The sequence below is a fragment of the Gemmobacter caeruleus genome, from assembly GCF_008271655.1.
Lineage (GTDB): Bacteria > Pseudomonadota > Alphaproteobacteria > Rhodobacterales > Rhodobacteraceae > Gemmobacter > Gemmobacter caeruleus.
Map to the genome: position 1 here is coordinate 198,739 of NZ_VKKX01000033.1, position 26,052 is coordinate 224,790.

General features: G+C 65.9%; 28 protein-coding genes. 11 read left to right on the forward strand and 17 right to left on the reverse strand.

The features are described 5' to 3' along the window. Genes FOA17_RS11640 through FOA17_RS11655 form a run of 4 tightly spaced genes read left to right on the forward strand, consistent with a single transcriptional unit; the run spans window position 1 to window position 3,573 of the window. Window positions 1-813: a CbbQ/NirQ/NorQ/GpvN family protein gene (locus tag FOA17_RS11640; RefSeq protein ID WP_149141665.1), complete on the forward strand. Its 813-nt coding sequence runs from the start codon at window positions 1-3 to the stop codon at window positions 811-813. A gap of 8 nt (window positions 814-821) precedes the next feature. Further along, complete coding sequence (locus tag FOA17_RS11645; protein WP_149141666.1) at window positions 822-2,780, forward strand: nitric oxide reductase activation protein NorD; 1,959 nt, start codon at window positions 822-824, stop codon at window positions 2,778-2,780. Beyond that, window positions 2,777-3,331 carry a cytochrome c oxidase subunit 3 gene (locus FOA17_RS11650; protein ID WP_238991797.1) on the forward strand — a complete coding sequence of 185 codons (555 nt, stop codon included), beginning with the start codon at window positions 2,777-2,779 and terminating at the stop codon, window positions 3,329-3,331. The genes FOA17_RS11645 and FOA17_RS11650 overlap by 4 nt, the downstream gene beginning before the upstream one ends. Then, entirely contained in the window at window positions 3,328-3,573 is a 246-nt protein-coding gene (locus tag FOA17_RS11655) for a cytochrome C oxidase subunit IV family protein (protein ID WP_238991798.1), read from the forward strand. The genes FOA17_RS11650 and FOA17_RS11655 overlap by 4 nt, the downstream gene beginning before the upstream one ends. On the opposite strand, the gene FOA17_RS11660 is transcribed toward FOA17_RS11655, so the two are convergent. From FOA17_RS11660 to FOA17_RS11705, 10 genes are all read right to left on the reverse strand, one after another. Beyond that, window positions 3,570-4,271 (reverse strand): Crp/Fnr family transcriptional regulator, encoded by a 702-nt coding sequence (locus tag FOA17_RS11660; RefSeq protein WP_149141667.1) that lies wholly within the window; start codon window positions 4,269-4,271, stop codon window positions 3,570-3,572. The two genes, FOA17_RS11655 and FOA17_RS11660, sit on opposite strands and share 4 nt — an antisense overlap. Window positions 4,272-4,383: 112 nt before the next feature. Further along, a complete protein-coding gene (gene pta / locus FOA17_RS11665) occupies window positions 4,384-5,394 on the reverse strand; it encodes a phosphate acetyltransferase (RefSeq protein WP_149141668.1) in 1,011 nt (336 codons plus the stop codon). Between the two features lie 3 nt (window positions 5,395-5,397). Beyond that, entirely contained in the window at window positions 5,398-6,411 is a 1,014-nt protein-coding gene (locus tag FOA17_RS11670; RefSeq protein ID WP_149141669.1) for a YeiH family protein, read from the reverse strand. A 48-nt stretch (window positions 6,412-6,459) separates the two neighbouring features. Further along, window positions 6,460-8,241, reverse strand: a complete 1,782-nt coding sequence (xsc, locus tag FOA17_RS11675) for a sulfoacetaldehyde acetyltransferase (protein ID WP_149141670.1) — start codon at window positions 8,239-8,241, stop codon at window positions 6,460-6,462. 27 nt (window positions 8,242-8,268) lie between these two features. After that, the gene (locus FOA17_RS11680) at window positions 8,269-9,666 is read right to left on the reverse strand and encodes an NAD(P)/FAD-dependent oxidoreductase (RefSeq protein ID WP_162528246.1); all 1,398 of its coding nucleotides are present in this window, start codon (window positions 9,664-9,666) and stop codon (window positions 8,269-8,271) included. 35 nt (window positions 9,667-9,701) lie between these two features. Continuing rightward, window positions 9,702-10,091, reverse strand: coding sequence for a nuclear transport factor 2 family protein (locus FOA17_RS11685; RefSeq protein ID WP_149141672.1), 390 nt, complete (start codon window positions 10,089-10,091; stop codon window positions 9,702-9,704). Window positions 10,092-10,107: 16 nt separating this feature from the next. After that, window positions 10,108-10,599 carry a universal stress protein gene (locus tag FOA17_RS11690; protein ID WP_238991799.1) on the reverse strand — a complete coding sequence of 164 codons (492 nt, stop codon included), beginning with the start codon at window positions 10,597-10,599 and terminating at the stop codon, window positions 10,108-10,110. Between the two features lies 1 nt (window position 10,600). Next, window positions 10,601-11,941: a TRAP transporter large permease gene (locus FOA17_RS11695; RefSeq protein ID WP_149141673.1), complete on the reverse strand. Its 1,341-nt coding sequence runs from the start codon at window positions 11,939-11,941 to the stop codon at window positions 10,601-10,603. Then, on the reverse strand, window positions 11,941-12,480 hold the full coding sequence (locus FOA17_RS11700) for a TRAP transporter small permease (RefSeq protein ID WP_149141674.1): 540 nt from the start codon (window positions 12,478-12,480) through the stop codon (window positions 11,941-11,943). Before FOA17_RS11700 ends, FOA17_RS11695 begins: the two co-directional genes overlap by 1 nt. Before the next feature lie 63 nt (window positions 12,481-12,543). Beyond that, window positions 12,544-13,554, reverse strand: coding sequence for a TRAP transporter substrate-binding protein (locus FOA17_RS11705; RefSeq protein WP_149141675.1), 1,011 nt, complete (start codon window positions 13,552-13,554; stop codon window positions 12,544-12,546). A gap of 106 nt (window positions 13,555-13,660) precedes the next feature. Between FOA17_RS11705 and pdxR the strand changes: the two genes are divergently transcribed. Further along, window positions 13,661-15,142, forward strand: a complete 1,482-nt coding sequence (gene pdxR / locus FOA17_RS11710) for a MocR-like pyridoxine biosynthesis transcription factor PdxR (RefSeq protein WP_149141676.1) — start codon at window positions 13,661-13,663, stop codon at window positions 15,140-15,142. A 78-nt stretch (window positions 15,143-15,220) separates the two neighbouring features. After that, complete coding sequence (locus FOA17_RS11715; protein ID WP_238991800.1) at window positions 15,221-16,342, forward strand: alpha/beta hydrolase; 1,122 nt, start codon at window positions 15,221-15,223, stop codon at window positions 16,340-16,342. On the opposite strand, the gene FOA17_RS11720 is transcribed toward FOA17_RS11715, so the two are convergent. Genes FOA17_RS11720 through FOA17_RS11730 form a run of 3 tightly spaced genes read right to left on the reverse strand, consistent with a single transcriptional unit; the run spans window position 16,339 to window position 18,628 of the window. After that, window positions 16,339-16,944: a Smr/MutS family protein gene (locus tag FOA17_RS11720; protein ID WP_149141677.1), complete on the reverse strand. Its 606-nt coding sequence runs from the start codon at window positions 16,942-16,944 to the stop codon at window positions 16,339-16,341. The two genes, FOA17_RS11715 and FOA17_RS11720, sit on opposite strands and share 4 nt — an antisense overlap. 3 nt (window positions 16,945-16,947) lie before the next feature. Next, window positions 16,948-17,967 (reverse strand): murein transglycosylase A, encoded by a 1,020-nt coding sequence (gene mltA, locus FOA17_RS11725; protein ID WP_149141678.1) that lies wholly within the window; start codon window positions 17,965-17,967, stop codon window positions 16,948-16,950. 7 nt (window positions 17,968-17,974) lie between these two features. Continuing rightward, the gene (locus tag FOA17_RS11730) at window positions 17,975-18,628 is read right to left on the reverse strand and encodes a Tim44/TimA family putative adaptor protein (RefSeq protein ID WP_149141679.1); all 654 of its coding nucleotides are present in this window, start codon (window positions 18,626-18,628) and stop codon (window positions 17,975-17,977) included. Between the two features lie 110 nt (window positions 18,629-18,738). Here FOA17_RS11730 and FOA17_RS11735 point away from each other — a divergent pair, with 110 nt between their 5' ends. Next, window positions 18,739-19,194 (forward strand): FxsA family protein, encoded by a 456-nt coding sequence (locus FOA17_RS11735; RefSeq protein WP_149141680.1) that lies wholly within the window; start codon window positions 18,739-18,741, stop codon window positions 19,192-19,194. 60 nt (window positions 19,195-19,254) lie between these two features. Beyond that, window positions 19,255-19,746: a protein-export chaperone SecB gene (secB, locus tag FOA17_RS11740; protein WP_149141681.1), complete on the forward strand. Its 492-nt coding sequence runs from the start codon at window positions 19,255-19,257 to the stop codon at window positions 19,744-19,746. Window positions 19,747-19,753: 7 nt separating this feature from the next. Here secB and dnaQ read toward each other — a convergent pair whose 3' ends face one another. Genes dnaQ through FOA17_RS11760 form a run of 4 tightly spaced genes read right to left on the reverse strand, consistent with a single transcriptional unit; the run spans window position 19,754 to window position 22,470 of the window. Continuing rightward, window positions 19,754-20,452 carry a DNA polymerase III subunit epsilon gene (gene dnaQ, locus FOA17_RS11745; protein WP_149141682.1) on the reverse strand — a complete coding sequence of 233 codons (699 nt, stop codon included), beginning with the start codon at window positions 20,450-20,452 and terminating at the stop codon, window positions 19,754-19,756. Next, complete coding sequence (gene coaE / locus FOA17_RS11750) at window positions 20,445-21,038, reverse strand: dephospho-CoA kinase (protein ID WP_149141683.1); 594 nt, start codon at window positions 21,036-21,038, stop codon at window positions 20,445-20,447. The genes dnaQ and coaE overlap by 8 nt, the downstream gene beginning before the upstream one ends. Further along, window positions 21,035-21,874, reverse strand: coding sequence for a shikimate dehydrogenase (locus FOA17_RS11755; protein WP_149141684.1), 840 nt, complete (start codon window positions 21,872-21,874; stop codon window positions 21,035-21,037). Before FOA17_RS11755 ends, coaE begins: the two co-directional genes overlap by 4 nt. Then, the gene (locus FOA17_RS11760; RefSeq protein WP_149141685.1) at window positions 21,871-22,470 is read right to left on the reverse strand and encodes a Maf family protein; all 600 of its coding nucleotides are present in this window, start codon (window positions 22,468-22,470) and stop codon (window positions 21,871-21,873) included. The genes FOA17_RS11755 and FOA17_RS11760 overlap by 4 nt, the downstream gene beginning before the upstream one ends. A gap of 420 nt (window positions 22,471-22,890) precedes the next feature. Here FOA17_RS11760 and hemJ point away from each other — a divergent pair, with 420 nt between their 5' ends. From hemJ to mnmE, 3 genes are all read left to right on the forward strand, one after another. Continuing rightward, window positions 22,891-23,340, forward strand: coding sequence for a protoporphyrinogen oxidase HemJ (hemJ, locus tag FOA17_RS11765; protein ID WP_149141686.1), 450 nt, complete (start codon window positions 22,891-22,893; stop codon window positions 23,338-23,340). 128 nt (window positions 23,341-23,468) lie between these two features. Next, complete coding sequence (gene rho, locus FOA17_RS11770; protein ID WP_149141997.1) at window positions 23,469-24,740, forward strand: transcription termination factor Rho; 1,272 nt, start codon at window positions 23,469-23,471, stop codon at window positions 24,738-24,740. 19 nt (window positions 24,741-24,759) lie between these two features. After that, window positions 24,760-26,052, forward strand: coding sequence for a tRNA uridine-5-carboxymethylaminomethyl(34) synthesis GTPase MnmE (mnmE, locus tag FOA17_RS11775; protein WP_149141687.1), 1,293 nt, complete (start codon window positions 24,760-24,762; stop codon window positions 26,050-26,052).

The following is a 26,052-nucleotide window of genomic DNA, read 5'->3' on the forward strand; positions in this document are numbered from 1 at the left end:
ATGGATGGAACGCGCAACAACAACACGAAGGGGGGGGCCGAGGCCCCCTTCTACCTCGCGCAAGGCGATGAATGCGATGTCTTCGCGACCGCCGCCGCGCATCGCCTGCCGGTGCTGCTGAAAGGCCCCACCGGCTGCGGCAAGACCCGTTTCGTGGCGCATATGGCGGCGCGTCTGGGGCGGCCGCTTTACACTGTCGCCTGCCATGACGATCTGTCGGCGGCCGATCTGATCGGGCGCTATCTGCTCAAGGGCGGGGAAACCGTCTGGGTGGACGGGCCGCTGACCCGCGCGGTGCGCGAAGGCGCGATCTGCTATCTGGACGAGGTGGTCGAGGCCCGCAAGGACGTGACCGTCGTCCTGCACCCGCTGACCGATGACCGCCGCATCCTGCCCATCGACCGCACCGGCGAGGAGCTGGTGGCGCATCCCGATTTCCTGCTGGTCGCCTCGTATAACCCCGGCTACCAGAACATCCTGAAGACCCTGAAACCCTCGACCCGGCAACGCTTCGTGTCGCTGGAATTTGCCTTCCCCCGGCCCGAACACGAAATCCCGGTCGTCGCCCGCGAAAGCGGTCTGTCCGAAGATCGCGTGCAACCGCTGGTCCGTCTCGCGAACAAGCTGCGCGCGATGAAGGGGCAGGATCTGGAGGAAGGGGTATCAACCCGCCTTGTCGTCTATGCGGCCACGCTCATCGCCGGCGGTATGCCGGTAGAGCGGGCGATCCGCGCGGCCATGATCGAGCCGCTGACCGACGATGCGGATGTGAAGGCCGGGCTCCGCGATCTTGTGACAGCCGTGTTCGGGTGAGGCCGGTCATGTCACGGATCGAGTTCGAGCCATGGGAACCCGAAGAAACCGTCGGGAAACTGTGGCACGCCTTTGCCAGCCGTCTGGACGCTGATCCCGTCCACGAAGGAGCCCGTGTCCCGCTGTCACAGGTGGGTGGACGGTTGGCAGTCCTTTTTCGCGGTCTGGGCGGCGATCCGGCGGTGGAAATCCGCGCGGTGGCCGAGGAAACCAGCCAGCACCGCCTGTCGCTGTTGCGGCGGCTGGGCACCTGGGCCGAAAGCGCGCCGCGCGCCAGCTTTGACGGCGCGGCGTTGCGCCTGCCGGAAAGCCTGGCGGTATTTCCCGCGGCCGAGGCCAATGCCGCGCTTTATGTCTGGCTGGCCGCCGCTGCCGCCCATGCCGGCGCGGCGCCCGATGCGGGCGGCGATCCGCTCCATGCCGATCTGGCCCGCCTGGCCGCCGCGCAGGACATGGTCGCGGCGACGCTGGCCGATGCACCGGGCCTGCGCGCGCTCTATGCCGATCTGGCCGCCGCCACGCTGGCGCAGCGCAGCACCCCGCATCTGCCGCAGGCCGAAGCCATGGTCGAGGCGCTGATCCGGCATCTGCTGGGCGATCCGGCGCCACTGTCGGCCCGCGCCCGTGCCGCGCGCGCGCTGTTGCACAGCGGCGATATCGCCGCCCTGCCCCGTGCCCCGCGCGGCTATCGGCCGTTCCGGCCGGTCGCGCTCTGGCCCGATCTGCGGCTGCCTGAACGGTCAGAGGCGACGGCGGTCGAAACCCGCGCCACCGAGGGCACCCCCGAGGAAGGCGAGGGCCGCAGCCACCGCGCGCGCCGCCGCAAGGCCGATCAGGCCGAACGCAATGACAGTTTCATCCTGCACAAGTTCGAGGCGATCCTGAGCTGGGCCGAATTCGTGAACCTCAACCGCCGGGTCGAGGATGACGATCAGGACGACGCGAAAAAGGCCGCCGACGATCATGACGAGATCGGGCTGGGCCAGCTTTCCAAGGCCCCGGCCACGCGGCTGAAGCTGCATCTCGACCTTGCCCCCGAAGACGTGGATCGCGAGGCCCTGTCAGGCGTTTCCACCTATCCCGAATGGGATATGCGCAGCCGCAGCTACCTGCCCGCCCATGCCCGCGTGCTGTCAAGCCGTGCAGAGGCGGGGCTTGAGACCCCGGCCTTTCGCAGCGATCCGCGCGCCGTCGCCCGCATCCGCGCCGTGCGCCGCCAGTTCGAGGCGCTGCGCCCCAGCCGGGTCTGGACGCCGGGCCACCCGGATGGCGACGATCTGGACATGGATCGTGCGGTGCGCGCGCAGGTCGAACTGCGGGCCAATGGCGAAGGGTCCGACCGGGTCTGGCGCCAAAGCCGGGCCGAAAAGCGCGATCTGGCGGTGTCGATCCTGCTCGATATCTCGCGTTCGACCGAAAGCGCGATTCCGGGCCACGGCCATGGGGGACGTTCGGTGATCGAGGTGGAACGCGAGGCGCTGGCGGCGCTGTCCTGGGGGCTGGATGCCGTGGGCGACGATTTCGCGATCCATGCCTTTTCCTCGCTCAAGCGGCAGCGGGTCTTTGTGCAATGCGCCAAGGACTTCGGCGAGACCATGGGCCCAGAGGTCGAGGCCCGCATCGCCAACCTGCGCCCCGGGCATTACACCCGGCTGGGCGCGGCGATCCGACATGTGTCGCGCGGTCTGACCGATCAGGCACGGCGGCGGCGCCTGCTGCTGGTCATCACCGATGGCAAGCCCAATGACCTGGATCATTACGAGGGGCGCCACGGCATCGAAGACAGCATGATGGCGGTGCGCGAGGCACGTCGCGCCGGTCACGCGGTGTTCGGCGTCACCGTGGATCGCGACGGCAAAAGCTGGTTCCCGCGCATTTTCGGGCAGGGCGGCTTTGCGTTGATCCCCGATCCCGACCGGCTGACCCAGGCGCTGCCGGCGATCTATCGCCAATTGGTGACGGGATGAGCGCCGCCGATCAGCGCGCCCTGATCGACGATCTGCCCGGCGATCTGATGATGTGGGTGCTGATCGTGTCGGAACTGCTGGTATTCGGCGCCGGGATGCTGGCCTTTCTGGCGGTGCGGATCACCGACCCCGCCGGCTTTGCCGAGGCGCAATCGCATCTGCACCGCACCGCCGCGGGGATCAACACGCTGGTGCTGGTGACCTCGGGCTGGCTGGCGGCGCTGGCCGTGCGCGATGCCGAGGCGGGAGCCCTGGCCCGCCTGCGCTGGCGGCTGGTGCTGGCCGCCGGGCTGGGGGCGGTGTTTCTGTGGCTCAAGGCCGGGGAATATGCCGATCTGGCCCGCGAGGGCCTGAGCTTTGACAGTCACCCGTTCTTTACCTTCCATCTGCTGCTGACGGGCTTTCACGCGGCACATGTCGCGGCGGGGATGATCCTGCTGCTGATCGTGGCCCTGCCCGCCACCCCCCGCGCGACCGAGGCCGGCGCCGCCTTCTGGCATATGGTCGATCTGGTCTGGGTGCTGCTGTTTCCGGTGGTCTATCTGATATGACGCTGACCCGGGCCTGGATATTGCTGATCGCGCTGTCGCTGGGTTCGACCCTGGTCGCGGCCAGCGGGCTGAGCGGGCGCTGGCTGGCGGTTCTGGTGCTGCCCTTGGCCTGGGCCAAGGCGCAGGTGATCCTCACGCGCTATCTGGGTCTGGCGCAGGCCCCGGCCATCGCGCGGGGCTTTGCGCTGGTGCTGGCGCTGTTCATGGCGGCATTGATCGGGCTGGCCGCCTGGCCGGCCTAGCCGCGCGACCAGGCCAATGCGGGATCTTCCTCGACATAGTCGCGCAGCGCGGTGATATCGTCGATGATCGCGACGTTCTGGCGGATCTGCACGCCCTGATCCTTGAGCCTTGCAAAGGCGCGGCTCAGGCTTTCGGGCTTCATGCCCAGGCGGCCGGCGATCAGCACCTTGTCATAGGGCAGCGTCACCTGACAGGCGCCCTGGGTGCAGGGCGCCAGTTCCAGCAGGAATTCCGCCACGCGCTGCGCCCCGGTCTGCGCCTTGAGCTGTTCGACCTGCCCGACCAGACTGTGCAGATGCGCGAAGGTGGCCGACAGGATCGCAATGGCGACCTCGGGGTTTTCGCGGATCTGGCGCAGGATCACATCGGCCTCGATGCGGATCAGCGTGCAATCGGTGACCGCCTCGGCCGCGACGGGATAGGTGTCGTGGCGAAAGGCCACGGCCTCGCCAAAGCTGGCGCCCTTGGTAAATACGCCCACCACGGCCTCGGCACCGCTGGGGGCAACGCGATACAGCTTCACCCAGCCATCCACCACGATATAGATCGCGCTGGCCCGCTCTCCCTGCAAAAAGATCGTGCCGCCGCGCGGAAATTCACGGGCGCGGGCGGTGGCCAGCACGGCCTCGGCCACGGCGGGCGGCGCGGATTCCAGCAGCAGCGAACGGCGCGCGAGGGCGATATGGTCGGGCTTCATGTCTCCTCGGATCTGCCCCGCCTGGTGCGGGGTTCAGACGCGCGCATGGTGCAACGCCCCCGCCCCGGGTTCAATGCCAAAACGCCCGGAGCAAAAGCAGCCTGCCGGCAGGTCACCCCGCCGGCGCCGCGGCCATGGCCTGCATCGCGGTGACCGCGATCACCGCCAGCACCTCATCGGCGGTGCAGCCGCGCGACAGGTCATTGGCGGGTTTCGCCAGCCCCTGAAGCACCGGGCCAATCGCGGTCAGCCCGCCCAGCCGCTGCGCGATCTTGTAGCCGATATTGCCCGAGGCCAGATCGGGAAAGACAAAGACATTGGGGCGGCCGGTCAGGCGGCTGCCGGGTGCCTTGCGGGCGCGAATGGCATCGTCGAGTGCGGCATCGAACTGGATCTCGCCATCCACCTCCAGATCGGGATCGGTCGCGCGCAGTTGCGCCAGCCCGGTGCGAATGCGCCCCAGGCTTTCATGCTCTGCCGAGCCGGCGGTGGAAAAGGACAAAAGCGCGACGCGCGGCGCCTCATCCAGCAGCGCCCGGGCCGAGGCGGCCGAAGCGCGCGCGATATCGGCCAGTTCGGCCGCCGTCGGGGTGATGACCAGCCCGCAATCGGCAAAGATCATGCCGCCCTTGATCGGCGCATCCTTGGCGCAGGACAGCATGAGGAAAAAGCTGGAAACCGTGGTGATGCCCGGCGCGCGGCCGATGAATTGCAGGGCGGCGCGCACCGTATCGGCGGTGGTCGCCACGGCGCCGCCCACGGTGCCATCGGCCTGGCCCAGCCGCACCCGCAGCGCCGCCTGCACCAGCGGATCGCGCACCAGATCGCGGGCCTGTTCGATCGTCACGCCCTTGGCGGCCCGCAGGCGATGGCATTCCGCCGCCAGCAGATCGAGGTCGGGCGCGTGGGCGGGGTCGATCAACGCCACCGCATCGGGCGCGGCCCCCAGGGCGGCCAGCGCCGGCCCGACCCGCGCGGGGTCGCCCAGCAGGGTGATGCGCGCCAGCCCGTCGGCCACAGCCCGCACGGCGGCGGCCTGAATGCGCGGGTCTTCGCCCTCGGGCAGCAGGATATGCCGGGGCGCGGCGCGGCAGGTTTCGAAAATCCGGTCCAGCGGTTTCATCGCTTACTCCAGCACATGCAGGCCCATCAGCACGAAGGCGCCGATGAACGCGGTTTCGGTGACCAGCAGCGCAATGGCGAGCGGCCCCACCTCCAGCATCTTCGCAAGCGAAGTCTTGATCCCGACTGCCGCGATGGAAATCAGCAGCGCCCAGCGGGACAGGCCCGAGGCCGCCTCGGCCACCGCCGCCGGGATCAGCCCCAGCGAATTGAGCATGGCCAGCGCGACAAAGCCCAGCACGAAACCGGGCAAGAGCGGCGGGCGCTTGCCCTCGTCGCGGCCCAGCCCCTTGGCGCGGATCACCAGGGCCGAGGCCAGCACCACCGGCGCCAGCATCGACACGCGGATCAGCTTGACCAGCGTCGCGGTTTCGCCCGCCTCTTGCCCGACCGAGAACCCCGCGCCCACGACCTGCGCCACGTCGTGAATGGTGCCGCCCAGAAACACCCCGCTTTCCAGCGCGGAAAAGCCGAAGGCGGCGGAAATCATCGGATAGACCACCATCGCCACGGTCGAAAGCACGGTGACGGCCAGCACGGTGAAGACCAGATCGCGTTCCGATTTCTCGTGCCGCGGCAAGATGGCGGAAATCGCCATGGCGGCCGAGGCGCCGCAGATCGCGACCGACCCGCCGGTCAGCAGGCCAAAGCGCCAGTCGCGCCCGGTCAGCCGCGCCAGCAACAGACCGAACAGCACGGTCGCCACCACGCCCGCCACGGTCAGCGCGATCAGCCCGGGGCCAAGCGCCCCCAGCATATCGACCGAGATGCGCACCCCCAGCAGCGCAACCCCCAGCCGCAGCACATTGCGCGCGGTAAAGGCGATGCCGGGCGCGGTCTTGGTGCCCTCCTCCGACAGAAAGTTCAGCGCAAGCCCCAGCAGCAGCGCCAGCAGCATGGCCGGGGCGCCGTAATGTTCCGACAGGAACTGCGCGGTGGCGGCGACAAGCGTCGCGGTGATGAAACCGGGAAACAGCAGCCGGATCTGCGAAGGTGCCTGGGCGACGGTGGCGAGCATGATCATTCTCCGATGGGCGTGGCCCGCGAAAGGGCCGCGCCGTTGGCGTTAGAGTGCGCCTTTTTGCGGGCGCATGTCATCGCGGCTGATGCCCGCAACGGGCACCGGCTTTTTCATCGCATCGCGGCGGAAGGGCTCGCCCAGTTCCTGATTGAGCAGCACCTCGATGAAGGTGGTCTGGCGATCCTTCATCTGGCGATCGACTGCGCGGCGCAGCTCCTCGGTCAGCTCCTCGGTCGAACGCACCTGCACGCCATGGGTACCGCAGGCCCGGGCAATGCCGGCATAGCTGGTGTCGCGGTCCAGTTCGGTGCCGACAAAGTTGTTGGCATACCACAGCGTCGTGTTGCGCTTTTCGGCGCCCCATTGGTAGTTGCGGAAGATGACCATGGTGATGGCCGGCCAGTCGTCGCGTCCGCAGGCCGTCATTTCATTCATCGAGATGCCAAAGGCACCGTCGCCGGCAAAGCCGATCACCGGGGTATCCGGGCAGCCGATCTTGGCGCCCAGAATGGCGGGGAAGCCATAGCCGCAGGGGCCGAACAGGCCGGGCGCCAGATATTTGCGGCCCGCCTCGAAGGCCGGATAGGCATTGCCGATGGCGCAGTTATTGCCGATGTCGGACGAAATGATCGCCCCATCCGGCATGGCGGCCTGAATGGCGCGCCAGGCCTGCCGCGGCGACATCAGGCCGGCATCGCGGGCGCGGGCCTCCTCGTTCCAGACGGTGCCGGGGTCGTCCTGTTCATGGTCCAGGCTGGACAGTTCCTGCGCCCAGCGGGATTTGGTCTGCGACACCAGGGCGCGGCGGTCGGCGCGGCCTTCGTCGCCGGCGGTGCCCGAAAGCTGCGCAAGGATGCCGCGCGCCACCTTGCCCGCATCGCCCTGAATGCCGACCGTCACTTTCTTGGTCAGCCCGATCCGGTCGGCATTGATATCGACCTGGATGATTTTGGCCTCTTTCGGCCAGTAGTCGATGCCATAGCCCGGCAGGGTCGAGAACGGGTTGAGCCGCGTGCCAAGCGCCAGCACGACATCGGCCTTGGCGATGATTTCCATCGCGGCTTTCGACCCGTTATACCCTAGCGGCCCCATGGCCAGAGGGTGCGAGCCGGGGAAGCTGTCATTGTGCTGGTAGTTGGAGCAGACCGGCGCATCCAGCCGTTCGGCCAGCGCGACCACATCGGCAATCGCGCCGCCCAGCACCACGCCCGCGCCCGACAGGATCACCGGGAACCGGGCCTCGGACACCAGCCGCGCGGCCTCGGCCACGGCCTCTTCGCCGCCGGCGGGGCGTTCGAAATGCACCATCTGCGGCAGATCGACGTCGATCACCTGGGTCCACATGTCGCGCGGGATGTTGATCTGCGCCGGGGCGGAATTGCGCCAGGCCCGCAGGATCACGCGGTTCAGCACCTCGGGGATACGCGAGGCGTCGCGCACCTCCTCTTGGTAGCAGACGCTGTCGGCGAACAGACGCATCTGTTCCATTTCCTGAAAGCCGCCCTGGCCGATGGTCTTGTTCGCGGCCTGCGGCGTGACCAGCAGCATGGGCGTATGGTTCCAGTAGGCTGTCTTGACGGCGGTCACAAATCCGGTGACGCCCGGCCCGTTCTGTGCAATCGCCATGGCCATCTTGCCGGTGGCGCGGATGAAGCCGTCGCACATCAGCCCGCCATTGGTTTCATGCGCCACATCCCAGAAGGTGATGCCGGCCTGGGGGAACAGGTCCGAAACCGGCATCATGGCGGAACCGATGATGCCAAAGGCATGTTCGATCCCGTGCATCTGAAGCACTTTCACAAAGGCTTCTTCGGTGGTCATTTTCATCGCGTGTCTCCTTGTTCTCGCGCGGGATCAGCCGCGTTCGTCCCGATAGTGGTAAAGTTTGTAGAGGCCCCATTGGCCCAGCCGCCGGAACGGCGTCTTCCAGCCCTCATGCGGCAATTCCTGGTGAAAGATCGGCAGGCGCGGCACATCGGCGGCGCGGCCGGCGACCATCTGCGCCATGCGCCGCCCGGCCTGGGCGGAATACATGACGCCGTTGCCGCCATAGCCAAGCGCGTAATAGGCGTTCGGCAGGTCGGGCATGGCGGTGATGCGGGGCATCATGTCATGGCTGACATCGACCCAGCCCCACCAGCTGTAATCAAGGTCGATCCCGCGCAGCGCCGGAAACTTGCGTGCCAGTCCCTCGCGCAGGCCCGCCAGATGGGCGGGGTTGTCGGCATCCTGCCCGGTGATCGCGGCGCGGGATCCGATCTGCACCCGGCCATCGGGCAAAAAGCGGTAATAGTGACGCAGGGTGCGGGTGTCGGTCAGGGGCGAAAAGACCTGAAAGCCGCAGGCCTCGCGTTCCGCCGGGGTCAGTCTCCGCGTGACGATGGAATTCGACATGATCGGCATGATGCGGTCGCGCAGGCGCGGATGCAGGCCGCGCGGGGCATATCCCGCCGTCGCCACCGCCACCGCCCGCGCCCGCACCGTGCCGCCGGGGGTGCGCAGATGGTGGACGCCGTTCTTCGTCTCCCACCCTTCGACCGGGCTGTCGGTATGGATCTTCGCGCCCAGTTCGCGGGCCGCGCGCATATAGCCGAAGGCGAGCTTGGCCGCGTGAATGGCGGTGCCGTCGGGTTCCCACATGGCGCCATGCGCCTCGTGGTCGCGCACGGCGGTTGCGTGCAGCTCGTCCCGGGTCAGCATCCGCGCGCCGTAGCCGAAGGTTTCCCGCAACAGCGCGGCCTCTTGCGCCAGTTTCGGCATCATCCAGCCCTTGTGGGCGATGTAGTAATGCCCGCCGTCCTGCGGTTCGCAGTTGATGGCGTGATCGGCGATCAGCCCGCGGAACAGGTCGAAGGCCTCGGTCACCTCGGCATGCAGACCCTTGGCGGTTTCCAGCCCCCAGCGTTCGATCCATTGCGACCGCTTGAGCCGGCCAGAGGAGATCTGCGCCTGGCCGCCATTGCGGGTGGAGCAGCCATAGGCCACGCCATTCGCCTCCAGCACATGCGCCTTGATGCCGAATTCCTTGGCCAGATGCAGCGCACAGGACAGGCCCGTATAGCCCGAGCCGATGACGACGACATCCACATCCATGTCGCCCGTCACCGGGCCGTCATCCTGCGGCGGCGGGCCGGCGGTGCCGATCCAGTAGGTCGGGGCATAGTCGGAACCCGCGCCGATGGAACGATCGGTGATCGGGTCATATTTGGGGTTGTAGGCGGCGCGTGCGCGCATGGGTGTCGTGCCTGGCATCGACGTTATTCCTGCAATGAATTTCGGGGGTGGGATCAGCGCGTTTCGATCACGGGACGCTGCTTTCGGAAGGCCTGTTTCATCACCAGCTTGCCGTCGCGCAGGGTGAACAGATCGACGCCCTGCGCCTCGGTCCGGCGGCCCTCGGCATCGGTGCCGCGAAAGGTCCATTCCGACACGGCGCGGTCACCGCAGACGAAATGCCGGTGATCGGCCCATTCCGCATCGGGCATCGCGGTCCAGACGGCGGTGAAGGCGCGGGCGATGGCCTCGGCCCCGTCAATCCGGGTGCCAAAGACTTCGGGCCCGCCGACAGTGGTAAAGACGCAATCGGCCGCGAAATGGGTCATCACCGCGTCGATGTCATGCCGGTTGAAGGCGTCGAAGGTCGCCTTGAGGTCATCGGCGGTCAGGGTGCGGGTCATGGTCGGTCCTTTCAGATCAGTCTTCGGCATAAGGGACGATCAGCGTGGGCACCCGCGCGCGGCGCAGCACCCGTTTCGCCACCGTCCCGAGGAAGGTGTGGGAAATGCCATGGGCATGGCTGCCCATGAGGATCATGTCGGCGGGCAGGCTTTGCGCCCGCTTCAGGATGGCTTCGGCGGCAAAGCCCTCGATCAGTTCGATGTCATCGACCAGATCGCGCAGGGCCTGTTCGTCCTGCGGCATGGCGGCCCAGAAGGCCTCTTGCCGTTCCAGCAGGATCTGCCGGGTCGTCTCGGCCCGGCGGGTCATCGCCAGGCGCCGGGCCTCGGGATCCTGCATGAAAAGCTGGATGGTCAGCCTGGCCTCGTCGCTCATCGGTTCGATGGCGTGCAGGACATGCAGCCGCGCGTTCAACGCCGCCGCCAAACCGACCGCATGGCGGAAGGCATAGGCGGAGGTATTGGACAGGTCCGTCGCGTAGAGGATGGTGCGGATGGGTTTCAGCATCTCAATACCCCATGATCCTGGGCAGCCAGAGCGCGATATCGGGGAAGGCCGCGATGACCGCGATCATGGCCGTGCTGGCAAAGGCGAAGGGCAGGGCGCGCATCGAGATTTCCTCGATCGAGACATTGGAGATGCCCGAGGCGATGAACAGGTTTTCGCCCAGGGGCGGGGTCTGGAACCCGACCGACAGGGTGCAGATCATCACGATGCCGAAATGGATCGGGTCGATGCCCACCGAATAGGCGACAGGCAGCATGACCGGCACCAGGATCATGATCGCGGCCAGCGTTTCCATGAACATGCCGACGAACAGCAGGAAGACGATGATCAGCGCCCAGATCACGGCGATATTCTGCGTGAAGGACAGCATGGCCGAGGCGATATGCGCGGGGATCTGGTTTTCGACCAGAATGCGGCCAAAGATGGTCGCGGTGAACAGCACCAGCAGCACGCGCCCGGTCAGCCAGGTCGTTGCCTCCAATGCGCGCATCACCTCTTTCACGCGGATTTCGCGGTAGATGAAGATGCCCACGATCAGCGTGTAGAAGATCGCGACGATGGCCGCCTCGGTCGGGGTAAAGAACCCGGCATAGATGCCCCCCAGGATCACCACCGGCGCCATCAGCGACCAGAAACCCTTGTAGCAGGCCTCAAGGATATGGCGCAGCGACAGCGGCTCGCTTCCGCCGCGATAGCCGGCGGCGCGGCAGCGGATGTAGTTCATCACCAGCAGCCCCGACGCCATGAGGAAGCCCGGCAGGAAGCCCGCGATGAACAGTTTGGAAATCGACACGGTCTGAAAGGCGCCGAATTTCTCCACCGCTTCGGCCGGGGGCTGCATGCCCATGGCCGAGATGCCGAAGATCACCATGGGGATCGAAGGCGGGATCACGATGCCCAGCCCGCCCGAGGCGGCGGTGACGGCGGCGCCATAGCCCCGCGCATACCCGGCCCGCGCCATCGCGGGGATCATCAGCATCCCGACCGCCGCCGTGGTGGCGGGGCCAGATCCCGAGATCGCGCCGAAGAAAAGGCAGGCCATGACCGTGGCGGCCGAGATGCCGCCGGTGAAGGGCCCGGCCAGGCTTTCCGCCACCGTGATCAGCCGGCGGGAAATGCCCGCCGCCTCCATCAAGGCGCCGGCCAGGATGAAGGCAGGCAGCGCCATCAGCGGGAAGGCCCCGACCGACGAAAAGGCGATCTGCACCATCTTGATCGGGTTGTCGCCCAGATACCACATGGCCGCCAGCGCCGAGACGCCCAGCCCGACCGAGATCGGCGCGCCCAAGAGCAGCAGGAAAAAGAAGGTGCCGAACAGCACGAGAATGATCTGGCTATCCATCACGCCGCCCCCGCCTTGGCCGCATCGGCGGCGATGGCGTCAAGATCGACCTGATCGGGGTCGCGCGGGTCGATGCCCAGCACGAGCTTCATGTAATTCACCTGAAGGATGCGCAGCGTCATCAGGCCAAAGGCGATCGGCAGCACCAGCATGACATAGCGCATCGGCCAGCCCAGGGTCTGCGCCCGCACAAAGGGTTTCAGCAGGCCCAGATATTCGATGGCATACCAGACGAAGACCAGGTTGAAGCCGACCCAGAACAGGTCGCCCGCGGCCTCGACCCAGCGGGCCACGCGGCGGGGCAGGCGGTTCACATGGAAGGACACGCGGTTATGCGCATACATCCGCGCGGCATAGCTGGCGCCGAAATAGGCGAACCAGACGAACATGAAGACCGACAGTTCCTCGATCCAGGTGATCGAATTGCCAAAGACCGAGCGGGACACGATCTGGATGAACAGAAGGCAGACGAAGGCAGCCAGCAGAACCTGGCAGATATAGCTTTCCAGCTTGTCGAGATGTCGCCAGAAGGGGTGCATGGGGCATTCCTGTGGGCTGAGGGCGGACAGGACCGGGGCCGACGGGCGGCCCCGGCGCGGGCATCATTCGACCGTGGGCCGGCCCAGCGATTGCAGCACCCCGTTCAGCACCTCTTTTCCGCCGATGCTGTCATAGAATTTCGGCCAGACCGTCGTGGTGGCGAGGTCGATGAATTCCTTTTCGCCATCGGCGGGATCGGCGATTTCCATGCCCTTGGCGGCCAGTTTTTCCTTGATCGACGCCTCTTGCGCGCGCAGGAATTGCCCCGAGGCAAGCGTCGCATCGCGACCGGCCTCCAGCACCGCCGCCTGTTCCTCGGCCGAGAGCGACTGGAACATCTGTTCCGACACGATCAGCGGTTCGATGGAAAAGATGTAGCGGATGTTGGTGACGTATTTCTGCACCTCGTCGAACTTCATCGCGAAGACGGTCATGTAGGGGTTGTCCTGCCCGTCCACGACCTTTTGTTGCAGCGCGGCAAAGGTTTCCGACCAGGCCATCGGCGTGGGGTTGATGCCCCAGGACTTGTAGGTCTCGATCATGATCTCGTTCTTGGGAACGCGGATCACGAGATCCTTGAGATCGGCGACCGTGGTGACGGGATGTTTGGAATTGGTCAGCACACGGAAGCCCGAATAGGCCCAGCCGATGATGCGCACGCCGGCATCCTCGACCGTGCGGTCCACCATCTGCTGACCGATCTCGCCCTGGGTGATCTTTTCCGCATCCTCAAGCGACAGGATGACATAGGGCAGGGTCAGCGTGCCGACCGAGGGCGAAAACGGCGTGATGTTGTTGATCGCCAGGATCGAGAAATCCAGCGTGCCGGTGGCGGCGGCAGTGACGGTATCCTGTTCATCGCCCAGCTGACCGTTCAGGAACAGCTTGGCCGTATGCGCACCGGCCGATTTCGCCTCCAGCGCCTTGACGAAGGCGAGGCCAAGCGCCTCTTGCGTGCCACCGGCGCCATCGCCCACGGCGATGCGAAATTCCCGCGCGGCGGCGGGCATGGCGCTGGCCAGCAGCATGGCAAGGACGGTCGCGCGCCGCAGCGCCCGGAAAGAATGGAACATTGTAAACTCCCTGATTTCCCGACTCTGACGGCCGGACTGCGGCAGGTTGTCACGTTGCGCGGGTCATGGTTATATCCAGTTGAAAACAAGAATAGGTCCAGATTCGATGAGCCTGACCGGACAGATCTCGGCCGAAATGTTCTTTGTGGACCGGCTGCGCCCCGAGCCGTTGCAAATGCAGCTGGCGGCCTCGATCATCTCGGCGATCCTTGACACGCGGGCGCAGCCGGGCACGCGGATGCCCTCGACCCGGGCGCTGGCGGCGCATCTGGGCATTTCGCGCCTGACCGTCACGCTGGTCTATCAGGAGCTGGCCGCGCAGGGCTATCTGACCAGTCTGCCGCGATCGGGCTTTGCGATTTCGGAAAAGGTGCCGCATCGCCGGCTGGATCAGGCCGATCCCGCCCCGGCAGTGCAGGTGGACTGGGCCGCGCGTCTGCCCGACCTGACCAGCCGCCGGCAGATCCACAAACCGCTCGACTGGCGCAGCTATCCCTATCCGTTCATCTATGGTCAGGCCGATCCGCGCTTGTTCAACCATGTCGCCTGGCGCGATTGCGCGCGCCGGGCCCTGGGCGCGCGCGAATTTGCCGAACTGGCGGATGACCGGCTGACGCAGGATGACCCGGTGCTGGTGGATTACATCTGCCGCAACACCCTGCCGCGCCGGGGCATCCGCGCCCGGCCCGAAGAAGTGCTGATCACGCTGGGTGCGCAGAACGCGCTGTGGATCGCCATTCGTCTGCTGGCGCGGCAAGACCGGATGGCGGTGATGGAAGACCCCGGCTTCCCCGATTTCGCCGAGACGCTGCGCCTGCATGGCATGCCGATTCATTATGGCCGCAGCGACGCCGAGGGGCTTGAGCCCGCGGACCTGCCGGCGACCACCGGGCTGGTGCTGGTGACCCCCAGCCACAGCATTCCCGCCGGGTTGACCATGACGCTGGAGCGGCGCAACGCCTTGCTGGCGGCGGCGCAGGCGGGGGATTTCATCGTGATCGAGGACGATTACGATTTCGAGATGAGCTTTCTGGAACCGCCCTCGCCCTCGCTCAAGTCGCTCGACCGGGCGGGGCGGGTGATCTATGTCGGCAGCTTTTCCAAATCGCTGTTTCCGGGCCTGCGCATCGGGTATCTGGTCGGGCCGGAGCCGTTCATCCGGCAGGCGCGCGCCTTGCGGGCCATGATGTTGCGCCACGCGCCCGCGCATATGCAGCGCGTCACCGGCTATTTCCTCGCGCTTGGGCATTACGACGCGCATATGGTGCGGCGGCGCGAGGTCTTTCGCAAAAGGCGTGAGACGATGGTGGCTGCGCTGGCCGAAACGCCGGTGCAGATCGTCGGCGCCGCGAAACATGGCGGATCGAGTCTGTGGGTCGCCGCCCCCGAAGGGGTGGATAGCGGCGCCCTGGCGCGGGCGCTGCGTGATCAGGGCGTGCTGATCGAGCCGGGCCATCCGTTCTATCGCAGCCCGCCGGCGGTGTGCCAGACGTTCCGCCTGGGTTATGCGTCGATTGCCGACGGCGCCATCGCCGAGGGCATCGCCCGGATCGGCCGCATGGCGGCGCAGCTTGCCCGCGAAAGTTGAACGCCGCCGGCCCCGCTGGCCCTTGGCGCGCCCGCGAAAATCGGACAGGGTGCAAGGGTCGCGCCATGGGGGTTTGCCTTGCGTCATCTGGTCCGTTTCGTTCTTGTCCTGGCCGTGCTGACCGGCTGCGCCCAGCGCGGCACCGTCACGCTGGATCCCGACGCCGCGAAGGTCGGCGCGGTGCAGCAGATCTATGTCGGCACCACCCGCGAGATCGACCCGGCCACCGGGCGCTTTGGCAATGGCCGTTCCGAGGCCGAACAGTTCGCGCGCTTTGCCGTTTCGGTTCCGCCGGAACGGCAGCTGGGCAGCATCGTCTTTCCGCGCCGCCATGGCAGGCCCGATCCGCGCCGCGATTTTCTGACGACCGAGGCGGTGATGCAGCCCGGTCCCGCCGCCTTTCGCGCCGATCTGGCCGCCGGCCTGCGCCGGTTGCCCAAGGGCAAGCGCGACGCGGTGATCTATGTTCACGGCTTCAACAACACCTTTGCCGAAGGGCTGTATCGCATCGCGCAACTGTCGCATGACCTGGAAATGCCGGGCGTGACGCTGCATTACAGCTGGCCCTCGGCGGGCAATCCGCTGGGCTATGTGGCGGATCGGGACAGTTCGATGTTTGCCCGCGACGGGCTAGAGACGCTGATCCGCGAGACCGCTGCGGCGGGGGCGGAACAGATCGTGCTGGTCGCGCATTCGATGGGTTCGGCCCTGACGATGGAAACGCTGCGCCAGATCGCCATCCGGGGCGACACAAGGCTGAAAAGCCGGATTGCCGGGGTCATGCTGATCTCGCCCGATATCGACGTGGATCTGTTCCGCATGCAGGCCCGCGCCTATGGGCCGCTGCCGCAGCCGTTTCTCATCTTCGGATCGGATCGCGATTCCCTGCTGAACCTTTCGGCACGGCTGACCGGGCAGCCGGAGCGGCTGGGCAATCTGGGCGATCTGAGCCGGGTGGCCGACCTGAAGGTGACCTTTGTCGATACCAAGGCCTTCAGCGCCGGCACCGGGCATTTCAATCTGGGCGACAACCCCGCGCTGCTGCAACTGATGGGCCGCGTGCAAGAGGTGAACGCCGCGTTTGGCGCCGATCAGCGCGGCCGGGTCGGGCTGCTGCCGGGGGTCGTGCTGACGGTGCAGAACGCCACGCAGATCGTGCTGGCCCCGGTGGGCGCCGTGGCGCAGGAGCTGACGCGCTAACCGCGCCGACGCAGATAGACGTAATAGGCGCCGGCGCCGCCATGGCGCAGATGCGCCTCGGTGACCTGCAACACGCAAGGCCCCAAGGGCGGCAGGCGCAGCCAATGCGGCACCTGATGTTTCAGCACGCCATAGCGCATGGGGATCGGGCCGTGATCCGGCCCCTGCTTGCCCTTGCCGGTGATCACCAGCACCAGCCGCAACCCGCGCGACCAGGCGTTGAGGATGAAATGGATCAGTTCGGGATGTGCCTCGGACAGGGTCATGCCGTGCAGGTCGATCCGCGCCTCGGGGGCCAGCTTGCCGCGGATCATCCGGGCGTGGTTCTTGCTGTCCATCAGGACCGGCGCGGCGGTCAGACGTTCGGTCAGGCCGGGCTGGGTCTCGACCCCCGATTTCGGGGTGCTGCGTTCGCCCACGCGAAAGCGGTTCAGCTTGGGTTCCGGCGGGGCGGGGGTGACCTCGGGCTTGTGAAAGCTGGCGGGGGTTTCCGGCTCTGGTGCTTGCGGGGCGGGATGCGCGCCATGCATCGGCCGCAGCGTGCGCGCCACGGCCTGCCAAAGCTCTGCCTCCTCGGGCCGCAGGGATCGCCGGCGCGCCATGGCCTAGCCGTCCGGGTTCATCGCATAGGCGAGGTCGATCGGAAGCAGCACCAGCATCCGCCCGCCATCCTTGACCGTGCCCGCATCCTCGCCGGCATCAGCGCCAGTGCCGAAAAAGATGTCGGCGCGTTGCGCGCCCTTGATCGCGCCGCCGGTATCCTGCGCGACCATCAATTGCCGCAAGGGGCGGCGGCCGTCCTTTTCGATCCAGATCGGGGCGCCCAGCGGATTGTAGCGCGGATCGACGGCCAGCGACCGCATGCCGGTGATCGACCGGCCCATGGCACCGATTGGCCCCTTGTCCTGCGCCAGATCGGGCAGGCGGCGGAAAAACACATAAGAGGGGTTGTGATCCAGCACGGCATGGCCCGGCCCCGGATTGGCCCGCACCCAGGACCGGATCGACTGCGCCGAGACCTGATCGGGCGTATGGGTGCCACGACGCACCATTTCCTGCCCGACAGAGCGGTAGGCATGGCCGTTCTTGCCGGCATAGCCCACACGCATCATGCGGCCATCGGGCAGGCGAATGCGCCCCGAACCCTGCACATGCAGGAAGAACACCTCGACCGGATCGTCGAGCCAGGCAAGTTCCAGACCGCGCCCGGAAATCGCGCCGCCTTCGATCTGGGCGCGGGAATAATAGACCATCCCCTCTTTCAGCTCGGGCGGGCGGGCATAGATCGGATAGCGAAAGCGCGCGGTGCGATAGGGCGATCCGTCCAGCACGGGTTCGTAATAACCGGTGAACAGCGCCGGCGGATTGCCGATCAGCACCGGGCGATAGAACATCTCGAAATAGGCGCGGGCGCTTTCGGGGCTGTCGCCGGCATCGCGGGCCAGCGCGCAAAGCGGCGCCCAGGCCGGATCCTTGAGCAAGTCGCAGGTGACCAGAAAGGCCCTGAGCGCGGGGCGCGGGTCATCCTCATTCCAGGCGTCCAGTTCCTCGAAGGTCATGACCTGCGCCCGAACGGGTTCGGGCGCGGTCATGAACAGGGCCAGAAGCGCGAGGACCAGCCGCATCGGCGCCTCATTCCCCGGTGGCCACAAGCTGCCAGTTGGGGTCGCTGCTGCCCATCACGCGGCCAAAGGTCCAGATATCGCGCTGGCGCTTGACCTCGGTCGCGGAGCCTTCGATGACCTCGCCGGACTTGTCGCGCACGATGCTGGTCAATTCGCCCCCGAAACGGATCGTCACCTCGGCCTCGCGCGTGGCGGGGTCGAAGCTGGCCGATTGCAGGGTCAGTTCGCGCAGGCCCACGAAATTCGCCTCGACCGTCAGGCCCTGCGCCTCGCGCGCGGCGATGGCGGCGGCAAAGCTTTCATGCACTTCGGGCGCGAGGAAGGGGCGCACCGCCGCAAGGTCACCGCGTTCGAACGCCATGAGGATCATCTCATAGGCGCCACGCGCCCCTTGCAGGAAGGTGTTGACGGAAAAGCCCGGCTCGACCTGCTTCATCGCGGCCAGGGCGCGGGCCGTATCGGAACCTTCGGCGGCGTGGTCGGTGATGTCGAGATCAGGGCCACCCTCGATCACCTCGAACTGGCGGGTGACGGGTTTCGGCTCGGTCGGTTGCGGCGGTTTCTCGAACCCCTCGCGGCTGCCCAGCACCGAACGCAGCTTGAGGATGAGGAAGACCGCGATCCCCGCAAGCACAAGAAGTTGGATCAGGGCGTCGTTCATGCGGACCTCGGGCAGAGACAGGGAGGAGGGAGTGGTAAGAAGGGCCTTGAGCCCCTATGTAGGCAAGGGGTGTGGACAAGTCCACCTTGGGAAACGCGGAGAAAGCGAAGATGCGGCTGTTTGGCCCGATGATCGTGCTGATGCTGGTCGAAATTGCCCTTTTCATCACCGTGGGCGGCAAGATCGGGCTGCTGGCCTCGCTGGCGGTGATCGGTGGCACGGCCTTGCTGGGCGGCGTGGTGCTGCGCAGGTCGGGCGAGCGGATCGCGCTGGATCTGCGATCGGCCATGAGCGGAGCGCAGGTGGCGGCGGCGGGTGGGCATGGGCTGACCATGCTGGCCGGTGTGCTGCTGATCCTGCCGGGTTTTCTGGGCGATCTGCTGGGGCTGATCCTGCTGTTGCCGCCGGTGCGACATCTGATCGCGCGCCAGGTGGCGCGGCGGGTGCAGGTGCGGACAGGCTTTGGTATGGACCGGCAACAGGATGTGGTGATCGACGGCGAATTCATCGAACTGGACCCCGAGAATGTGCCACCGCGCGGCCCCTCGGGCTGGACGCGGCATTGAGGCCGCGCGCCCCGGCTGCTAGACAAGGCCCAGATTGGGCCGATTGGCGGGAGTAAAGAGATGGCAGAAGAAAACGGTGCGGCCGCGCCGCAGGTGAAGATGAGCGTGCTGGCGCAGTTCGTGCGCGACATGTCGTTTGAAAATGTGGTGGCGCAAAAGGGCCTGAACGGCGCCGATGTGCAGCCCGATGTGCAGGTCGCGGTCAGCCTGGATGCGCGCAAGCGCGCCGTGGAAAACCAGTATGAGGTGCTGAACAAGTTCCGCATCACCTCCAAGAACAAAGGAAATGGCGATACGCTGTTCCTGCTGGAGCTGGAATATGGCGGCATCTTCCATGTCGAGGGCGTGCCGGACGAACAGCTGCATCCGTTCCTGCTGATCGAATGCCCGCGTCTGCTGTTCCCGTTCATCCGTCGCATCATCTCGGACGTGACGCGCGATGGCGGCTTCCCGCCGCTGAACATCGACACGGTGGATTATCTGGCGCTTTATCGGCAGGAGCTGGCGCGTCGCGCGCAGGCCCAGCAGGCCGAGGCGCAGCCGGTGCAATAAGCCCGGCCTACTGGCGTTTCAACCAGATTGCGCCGTCGCCCAGCTTGGCCACAAAGGCCTCATGGGCGGCGGCTTCCTCGGCCGTAAGCCGGCTGGGAAGGGGCGCGGGGCGCGGCATGGGCCGCCAGGTTGCATCGGCCTGCGCCTGATTGCGCTGTGGCGTGGCCTGAGCCGCGGACAGGACCAGACCGGGCTGCCGCCCACCGATCAGTTCCAGATAGACCTCTGCCAGAATCTCGCTATCGAGCAGCGCGCCATGCTTTTCGCGCATCGAATTGTCGATGCCAAAGCGGCGGCACAACGCATCGAGCGAGGCCGGAGAGCCGGGAAACTTGCTGCGCGCGATCATCAACGTGTCAATCGCGCGGTCATTCGGGATCTGCGGAAAGCCATGCACGCGCAATTCCCAGTTCAGGAATTTCATGTCGAAGCTGGCATTGTGGATGACCAGCTTTGCCTCGCCGATGAAATCGAGGAAATTCTGCGCCTCATGCTTGAATAGCGGCTTGTCGCGCAGGAAATCGTCGCCCAGGCCATGCACCTCGAACGCCTCTTTCGGCATGGCGCGTTCGGGGTTGAGATAGACGTGAAAGGTCTGGCCGGTGGGCATGTGGTTGAACAGCTCCACCGCGCCGATTTCGACGATGCGGTGCCCTTCGGAAGGTTCAAAGCCGGTGGTTTCGGTATCCAGCACGATTTCACGCATGGCGGCCCTCGCGGATATAGGCGATCAGCGCGGCCACGGCGGCCTCGACCGCGGGCAGGCTGAGCGTTTCGATGATATGGGTGGCGCGGGCGCGTTTGTCGCGGTCGGGCATCTGGCGCGACAGGATCAGCGCCAATTGCGCCTCGGTCATGCCGGGGCGGGCCAGCACGCGGCGGCGTTGCAGATCGGCGGGCGCGGTGACCAGAAGGGTCGCGTCCATCTCGGCCTCGGTGCCTTTTTCAAACAGCAGCGGAATGTCGAAAACCGCAATGTCAGAGACGGTTTCGGCCAGAAATTGCGCCCGATCGGCAGCAACCAGCGGATGCACGATCCGTTCCAGCACCGCAAATTGCGCCGGATCTTGCGCGAGCAGGGCGCGCAGCGCAGTGCGCGACACGGCGTCCCCCTCGATCACGCCGGGAAGGGCCTGCGACATCGGCCTGACCGCCGCGCCCCCGGCGGCATAGAGCCGATGCACCGCGGCATCGGCATCCCAGACCGGAATGCCGGCAGCCTGAAAGAAGCCCGCCGTGGTGGATTTGCCCATGCCGATGGAACCGGTCAGGCCAAGGCGAAAGGCGGTCATGCCGACAGAACCACGCGGCGGGTTTCGTCATCCACCACGGGCTTGTGGCCGAACCAGCGTTCAAAGCCGGGCACAGCCTGATGCAGCAACATGCCCAGACCATCGACGACGCGGGCGCCGCGTTCCTCGGCCTCGATCAGGAACTGGGTTTTCAGCGGTGTATAGACGATATCGGTGGCCAGCGCCCCACGCTGGAGCGCATCAAGCGGCACGGTGAAATCGGCCTTGCCGGTCATGCCAAGCGAGGTGGTGTTGATCACCGTTGCCGCGCCTTCCAGCATGGCGCCGGCCTGTGTCCAGTCATGCACGACGACGCGGGCGCCGAAATCCTTACGAAATGCCTCGGCCCGCAGACGGGTGCGGTTGGCGATCCGCACCTCGGGCACGCCGACCTCCAGCAGGGCGGCGACGACTGCCCGCGCGGCCCCGCCGGCCCCCAGCACGGCGGCCGGCCCTTCGGCAGGGCGCCAGTCAGGCGCGTTCTGGCGCAGGTTGGCGATGAAGCCCAGGCCGTCGGTATTATCGGCGTGGATCTTGCCATCCTTGCGGAAAATCACCGTATTCGCCGCCCCGATCAGCGCTGCGCGATCTGTCACGATATCGGCGATACGCAGCAGGTTTTCCTTGTGCGGCAGGGTGACATTGACCCCGACAAAGCCCATCCGGGGCAACATGCGCAGCGCGGATTCAAAATCGGCGGGCGCAATGTCGAGCGGCACATAATGACCCTTCAACCCATAGCGCCGCAGCCAGAACCCGTGCAGCGCCGGCGAGCGGCTATGCGCGACAGGGTGCCCGATCACACCAGCCAGCGGAATGCGCGGAAGATCGGTCATGTCTCGATGAACCCCCTCTGTTCCAGATAGGCCAGCAGCGGCAGGAGCGGCAGGCCCAGAACGGTAAAGTAGTCGCCTTCGACCGAGGAGAAAAGGCGGATGCCTTCCTCCTCCAGCTTGTAGCCCCCGGCGGAGTGGCGCAGGCTGTCCCAGTTGCGCGTCAGATAGCCATCGAGCCAGATTTCGGAAAAGCGGCGCATGGTCAGATCGACGCGGCCGACATGGCGCCAGATCGGTTCACCCTTGTCATAAAGAACCACGGCAGAGAGCAGGCGGTGGGTCTGCCCGCGCAGGAGAAGCAGCTGGTCGCGGGCCTCGGCCGGCGAGGCAGGCTTGCCAAAGGCGCGGCGGTCGAATTCCAGCACCTGATCGCAGCCCAGAACCAGGGCCTCCGGGTGCTTGTCGGCCAGCTTGCGGGCCTTCATCTCGGCCAGGGCATCGGCGATATCACGGGGATGGGCGCCCTCTGCCTCCAGCGCGGCGCGGATGGATTCCTCATCAATGCGGGCGGGCAGGGCCGTGACGGTCAGCCCGGCATTGCGCAACAGGGAAAGGCGCGTCTCGGACGCGGAGGCGAGCAAAAGGGGGCGCGACATCTGAGGGTGCTTCTGTGGAAAATCCTGCTTTGTTCCGTTGGCCGGAAATCTGGGTAACCCGGCCCACAGCCCGGGATGGCGGGATGGGGGCCGAGTTGTCAAGACAAGCGCGGAAGATGTCCACCTGTGGGCGGCCTGTCAGGGCGGATGGGGAGGAGCGGTTGGCCCACAGGGGCAGGAAAAACGGCCCGGGACAGAATTGCTGACCAAACTGAGTCCATGATGTTGAATTTTATGAAATATTTGTGATGCCCGCGCTTTGGGCCTGACGATCATCCGACAGTTATCCCCGGAATCTGGACTGTGGAGAACTCTGGGGGCCGGGCGGGATATCCGGTTATCCCCATGCCCTATCACATCATTTTCTTTCTTCTTTCTTTTATTCATAAGAGGGGAAGAACAAGGAAGGCGATGGAACCGATGGGCGATTTTCTGGCAAGCGTTTACCCTTGGGTGAAGTTCCTGCATGTGATCTCGGTCATCAGCTGGATGGCGGGGCTGTTCTACCTGCCCCGGCTGTTTGTCTATCATGCAGAACAGGTCGGGCAGGGGAATGCGACCGATACGCTGTTTCAGACGATGGAGCGGCGGTTGCTGAAGGCGATCATGAACCCGGCGATGATCGCGAGCTGGATCTTTGGCCTGGCGCTGGTGCTGACACCGGGGATCGTGGACTGGACGATGGTCTGGCCCTGGACCAAGGCGGCAAGCGTGCTGGGGATGACCTGGTTTCACATGTGGCTGGCGGCACGGCGCAAGGATTTCGCCGGGGGGACCAATCTGCGCAGCGGCCGGACCTACCGGATGATGAACGAGGTGCCGACGATCCTGATGATCGTGATCGTGGCGTCGGTCATCGTGAAGTTCTGATTTTGTTGACTCGGGGCGGTGGCGCGCTTATGTGGGCGATTGAGCAGGGCCGTCCGGCCTGATGCCTTTCCCGATGACAGAATGATCCGGGCCCCCTGACGGGGCTTTCGTGGATGGACGATTTTCCCATGACCCTTGAGCGGCTGAACCTTTCCGATCTGAAAGCCAAGACCCCGGCGGAACTGCTGGCCATGGCCGAGGAGTGGGAGATCGAGAACGCGCCTTCCATGCGCAAGGGCGAGATGATGTTCTCGATCCTGAAAGAGCATGCCGAGGAAGGTTGGGAAATCGGCGGCGATGGCGTGCTGGAGGTGTTGCAGGACGGTTTCGGTTTTCTGCGCAGCCCCGAGGCGAACTATCTGCCCGGCCCGGATGATATCTATGTCAGCCCGGACATGATCCGCACCTTCAGCCTGCGCACCGGCGACACGATTGAAGGCGTGATCCAGGGCCCGCGGGACAATGAGCGTTATTTCAGCCTGGTGAAGGCGGAGCGGATCAATTTCGACGATCCCGAGAAGGCGCGTCACAAGGTGCATTTCGACAACCTCACGCCGCTTTACCCGAATGAGCGGCTGAAGATGGAAATCGACGATCCGACCATCAAGGATCGTTCGGCCCGGATCATTGATCTGGTGGCGCCGATCGGCAAGGGCCAGCGCGCGCTGATCGTCGCGCCGCCGCGCACCGGGAAAACGGTGCTGTTGCAGAACATCGCGCATTCGATCGAGGTCAATCACCCGGAATGCTATCTGATCGTGCTGCTGATCGACGAACGGCCCGAGGAAGTGACCGACATGCAGCGCAGCGTGAAGGGTGAGGTTGTGTCCTCGACCTTTGACGAACCGGCGACGCGGCACGTTGCGGTGGCGGAGATGGTGATCGAAAAGGCCAAGCGGCTGGTCGAGCACAAGCGCGATGTGGTGATCCTGCTGGATTCCATCACGCGACTGGGGCGCGCCTTCAACACCGTGGTGCCGTCGAGCGGCAAGGTGCTGACCGGCGGTGTGGATGCCAACGCGCTGCAACGTCCGAAGCGGTTCTTTGGTGCGGCCCGGAACATCGAGGAAGGTGGTTCGCTGACCATCATCGCGACGGCGCTGATCGACACCGGCAGCCGGATGGATGAGGTGATCTTTGAGGAGTTCAAGGGCACCGGCAACAGCGAGATCGTGCTGGACCGCAAGGTCGCCGACAAGCGGGTCTTCCCGGCGATGGACATCCTCAAATCCGGGACGCGGAAAGAGGATCTGCTGGTCGAGAAATCCGACCTGCAAAAGACCTATGTGCTGCGCCGCATCCTGAACCCGATGGGGACCACGGATGCGATCGAGTTCCTGATCGGGAAGTTGAAGCAGACCAAGACCAACGGCGAATTCTTCGATTCGATGAACAGCTGACAAGTTTCGGGGGCGGGACATGGACACCATCTTTGCCCTGGCGACGGCCCGGGGCCGGGCGGGCGTTTCTGTCATCCGGCTCTCGGGGCCCTTGGCGCATCAGACGGCGCAGCGGCTGACCGGGCGGGACTTGCCCGGCCCTCGTCAGGCGGCGTTGCGCCGGTTTTCCTGGCAGGGCGAGGTGCTGGACGAGGGGCTTTTGCTGATCTTCGGCGCGGGTGAGAGCTTTACCGGCGAGGAGGTCGCGGAGTTTCAGCTGCATGGCTCGATGGCAATCGTGGCGGCTCTGCTGCGGCTTTTGTCTGGCATGCCGGGCTTGCGGCTGGCGGAGGCGGGCGAGTTTACGCGCCGCGCTATGGAGAATGGCCGGCTGGATCTGTCGCAGGTCGAGGGTCTGGCCGATCTGATCGACGCAGAGACCGAGGCCCAGCGGCGGCAGGCGATGCGGGTATTTTCCGGCGCGATCGGGCAGCGGATCGAGCTATGGCGGCCCAAGCTCTTGCGGGCGGCCGCGCTGCTGGAGGCGGTGATTGACTTCGTCGAGGAAGACGTTCCGGTCGATGTGACGCCCGAGGTGCGCGACCTGGTGCGCGATCTTCTGACGGATTTGCGCCGCGAAGTGGCGGGAGCGCCCATGGCCGAGCGGATCCGTGAAGGATTCGAGGTGGCGATCCTTGGGGCGCCAAATGTCGGAAAATCTAGTCTTTTGAATATGTTGTCCGGCCGTGACGTGGCTATCACCTCTGAAATTGCGGGCACGACGCGGGATGTGATCGAGGTTCGGATGGATCTTGCCGGGCTGCCGGTGACCCTTTTGGATACCGCGGGTGTGCGCGACACCGAGGACCGGATCGAGGCGATTGGCGTGGAGCGGGCACTGGCGCGGGGACGCGTTGCCGATTTGCGGATCATCCTGCTGGACAATCCCGCGGATCCGTTGCCGGTCGAGCCGGGCGAGGATGATCTTGTCATGATCGGTAAGGCGGACCTGCGGCGGTTTGAGAATTGCCGCATGATCTCGGCCCGGACGGGCGAGGGGATCGAGGCGCTGATCGGTGAAGTTGGCGCCGTTCTGGCGCGGCGAAGCCTGGGTTCGGGTAGTCTGGTGCGGGAGCGGCATCGCCTGGCGGCAATTCAGGCGATTCAGGCTTTGGAATCGGCGCAGGATGAGCTAGACGGCGGGGCAGAGAGACTCGAGCTGGCGGCCGAGGAACTGCGCCGTGCGATTCGGGCGCTGGATTCTCTGGTTGGCCGGATTGGTGTCGAGGATGTGCTGGGCGAGATCTTCGCCTCGTTCTGCATCGGCAAGTAG

Excerpts from the sequence above, each read along its gene's own strand:
- FOA17_RS11670 (WP_149141669.1), bottom strand. The coding sequence starts at position 6,411 with ATGCTCGCCACCGTCGCCCAGGCACCTTCGCAGATCCGGCTGCTGTTT.
- mltA (WP_149141678.1), bottom strand. The coding sequence starts at position 17,967 with ATGCGGCTGGTCCTCGCGCTTCTGGCCCTGTTCATGACCGCGCCCGAA.
- FOA17_RS11680 (WP_162528246.1), bottom strand. The coding sequence starts at position 9,666 with ATGCCAGGCACGACACCCATGCGCGCACGCGCCGCCTACAACCCCAAA.
- FOA17_RS11700 (WP_149141674.1), bottom strand. The coding sequence starts at position 12,480 with ATGCACCCCTTCTGGCGACATCTCGACAAGCTGGAAAGCTATATCTGC.
- FOA17_RS11695 (WP_149141673.1), bottom strand. The coding sequence starts at position 11,941 with ATGGATAGCCAGATCATTCTCGTGCTGTTCGGCACCTTCTTTTTCCTG.
- FOA17_RS11705 (WP_149141675.1), bottom strand. The coding sequence starts at position 13,554 with ATGTTCCATTCTTTCCGGGCGCTGCGGCGCGCGACCGTCCTTGCCATG.
- rho (WP_149141997.1), top strand. The coding sequence starts at position 23,469 with ATGACCCTTGAGCGGCTGAACCTTTCCGATCTGAAAGCCAAGACCCCG.
- FOA17_RS11720 (WP_149141677.1), bottom strand. The coding sequence starts at position 16,944 with ATGGCGCGCCGGCGATCCCTGCGGCCCGAGGAGGCAGAGCTTTGGCAG.
- coaE (WP_149141683.1), bottom strand. The coding sequence starts at position 21,038 with ATGACCGCCTTTCGCCTTGGCCTGACCGGTTCCATCGGCATGGGCAAA.
- FOA17_RS11735 (WP_149141680.1), top strand. The coding sequence starts at position 18,739 with ATGCGGCTGTTTGGCCCGATGATCGTGCTGATGCTGGTCGAAATTGCC.
- FOA17_RS11655 (WP_238991798.1), top strand. The coding sequence starts at position 3,328 with ATGACGCTGACCCGGGCCTGGATATTGCTGATCGCGCTGTCGCTGGGT.
- FOA17_RS11640 (WP_149141665.1), top strand. The coding sequence starts at position 1 with ATGGATGGAACGCGCAACAACAACACGAAGGGGGGGGCCGAGGCCCCC.
- pdxR (WP_149141676.1), top strand. The coding sequence starts at position 13,661 with ATGAGCCTGACCGGACAGATCTCGGCCGAAATGTTCTTTGTGGACCGG.
- pta (WP_149141668.1), bottom strand. The coding sequence starts at position 5,394 with ATGAAACCGCTGGACCGGATTTTCGAAACCTGCCGCGCCGCGCCCCGG.
- FOA17_RS11685 (WP_149141672.1), bottom strand. The coding sequence starts at position 10,091 with ATGACCCGCACCCTGACCGCCGATGACCTCAAGGCGACCTTCGACGCC.
- FOA17_RS11650 (WP_238991797.1), top strand. The coding sequence starts at position 2,777 with ATGAGCGCCGCCGATCAGCGCGCCCTGATCGACGATCTGCCCGGCGAT.
- FOA17_RS11660 (WP_149141667.1), bottom strand. The coding sequence starts at position 4,271 with ATGAAGCCCGACCATATCGCCCTCGCGCGCCGTTCGCTGCTGCTGGAA.
- FOA17_RS11730 (WP_149141679.1), bottom strand. The coding sequence starts at position 18,628 with ATGAACGACGCCCTGATCCAACTTCTTGTGCTTGCGGGGATCGCGGTC.
- hemJ (WP_149141686.1), top strand. The coding sequence starts at position 22,891 with ATGGGCGATTTTCTGGCAAGCGTTTACCCTTGGGTGAAGTTCCTGCAT.
- mnmE (WP_149141687.1), top strand. The coding sequence starts at position 24,760 with ATGGACACCATCTTTGCCCTGGCGACGGCCCGGGGCCGGGCGGGCGTT.
- dnaQ (WP_149141682.1), bottom strand. The coding sequence starts at position 20,452 with ATGCGTGAAATCGTGCTGGATACCGAAACCACCGGCTTTGAACCTTCC.
- secB (WP_149141681.1), top strand. The coding sequence starts at position 19,255 with ATGGCAGAAGAAAACGGTGCGGCCGCGCCGCAGGTGAAGATGAGCGTG.
- FOA17_RS11755 (WP_149141684.1), bottom strand. The coding sequence starts at position 21,874 with ATGACCGATCTTCCGCGCATTCCGCTGGCTGGTGTGATCGGGCACCCT.
- FOA17_RS11645 (WP_149141666.1), top strand. The coding sequence starts at position 822 with ATGTCACGGATCGAGTTCGAGCCATGGGAACCCGAAGAAACCGTCGGG.
- FOA17_RS11760 (WP_149141685.1), bottom strand. The coding sequence starts at position 22,470 with ATGTCGCGCCCCCTTTTGCTCGCCTCCGCGTCCGAGACGCGCCTTTCC.
- xsc (WP_149141670.1), bottom strand. The coding sequence starts at position 8,241 with ATGAAAATGACCACCGAAGAAGCCTTTGTGAAAGTGCTTCAGATGCAC.
- FOA17_RS11690 (WP_238991799.1), bottom strand. The coding sequence starts at position 10,599 with ATGCTGAAACCCATCCGCACCATCCTCTACGCGACGGACCTGTCCAAT.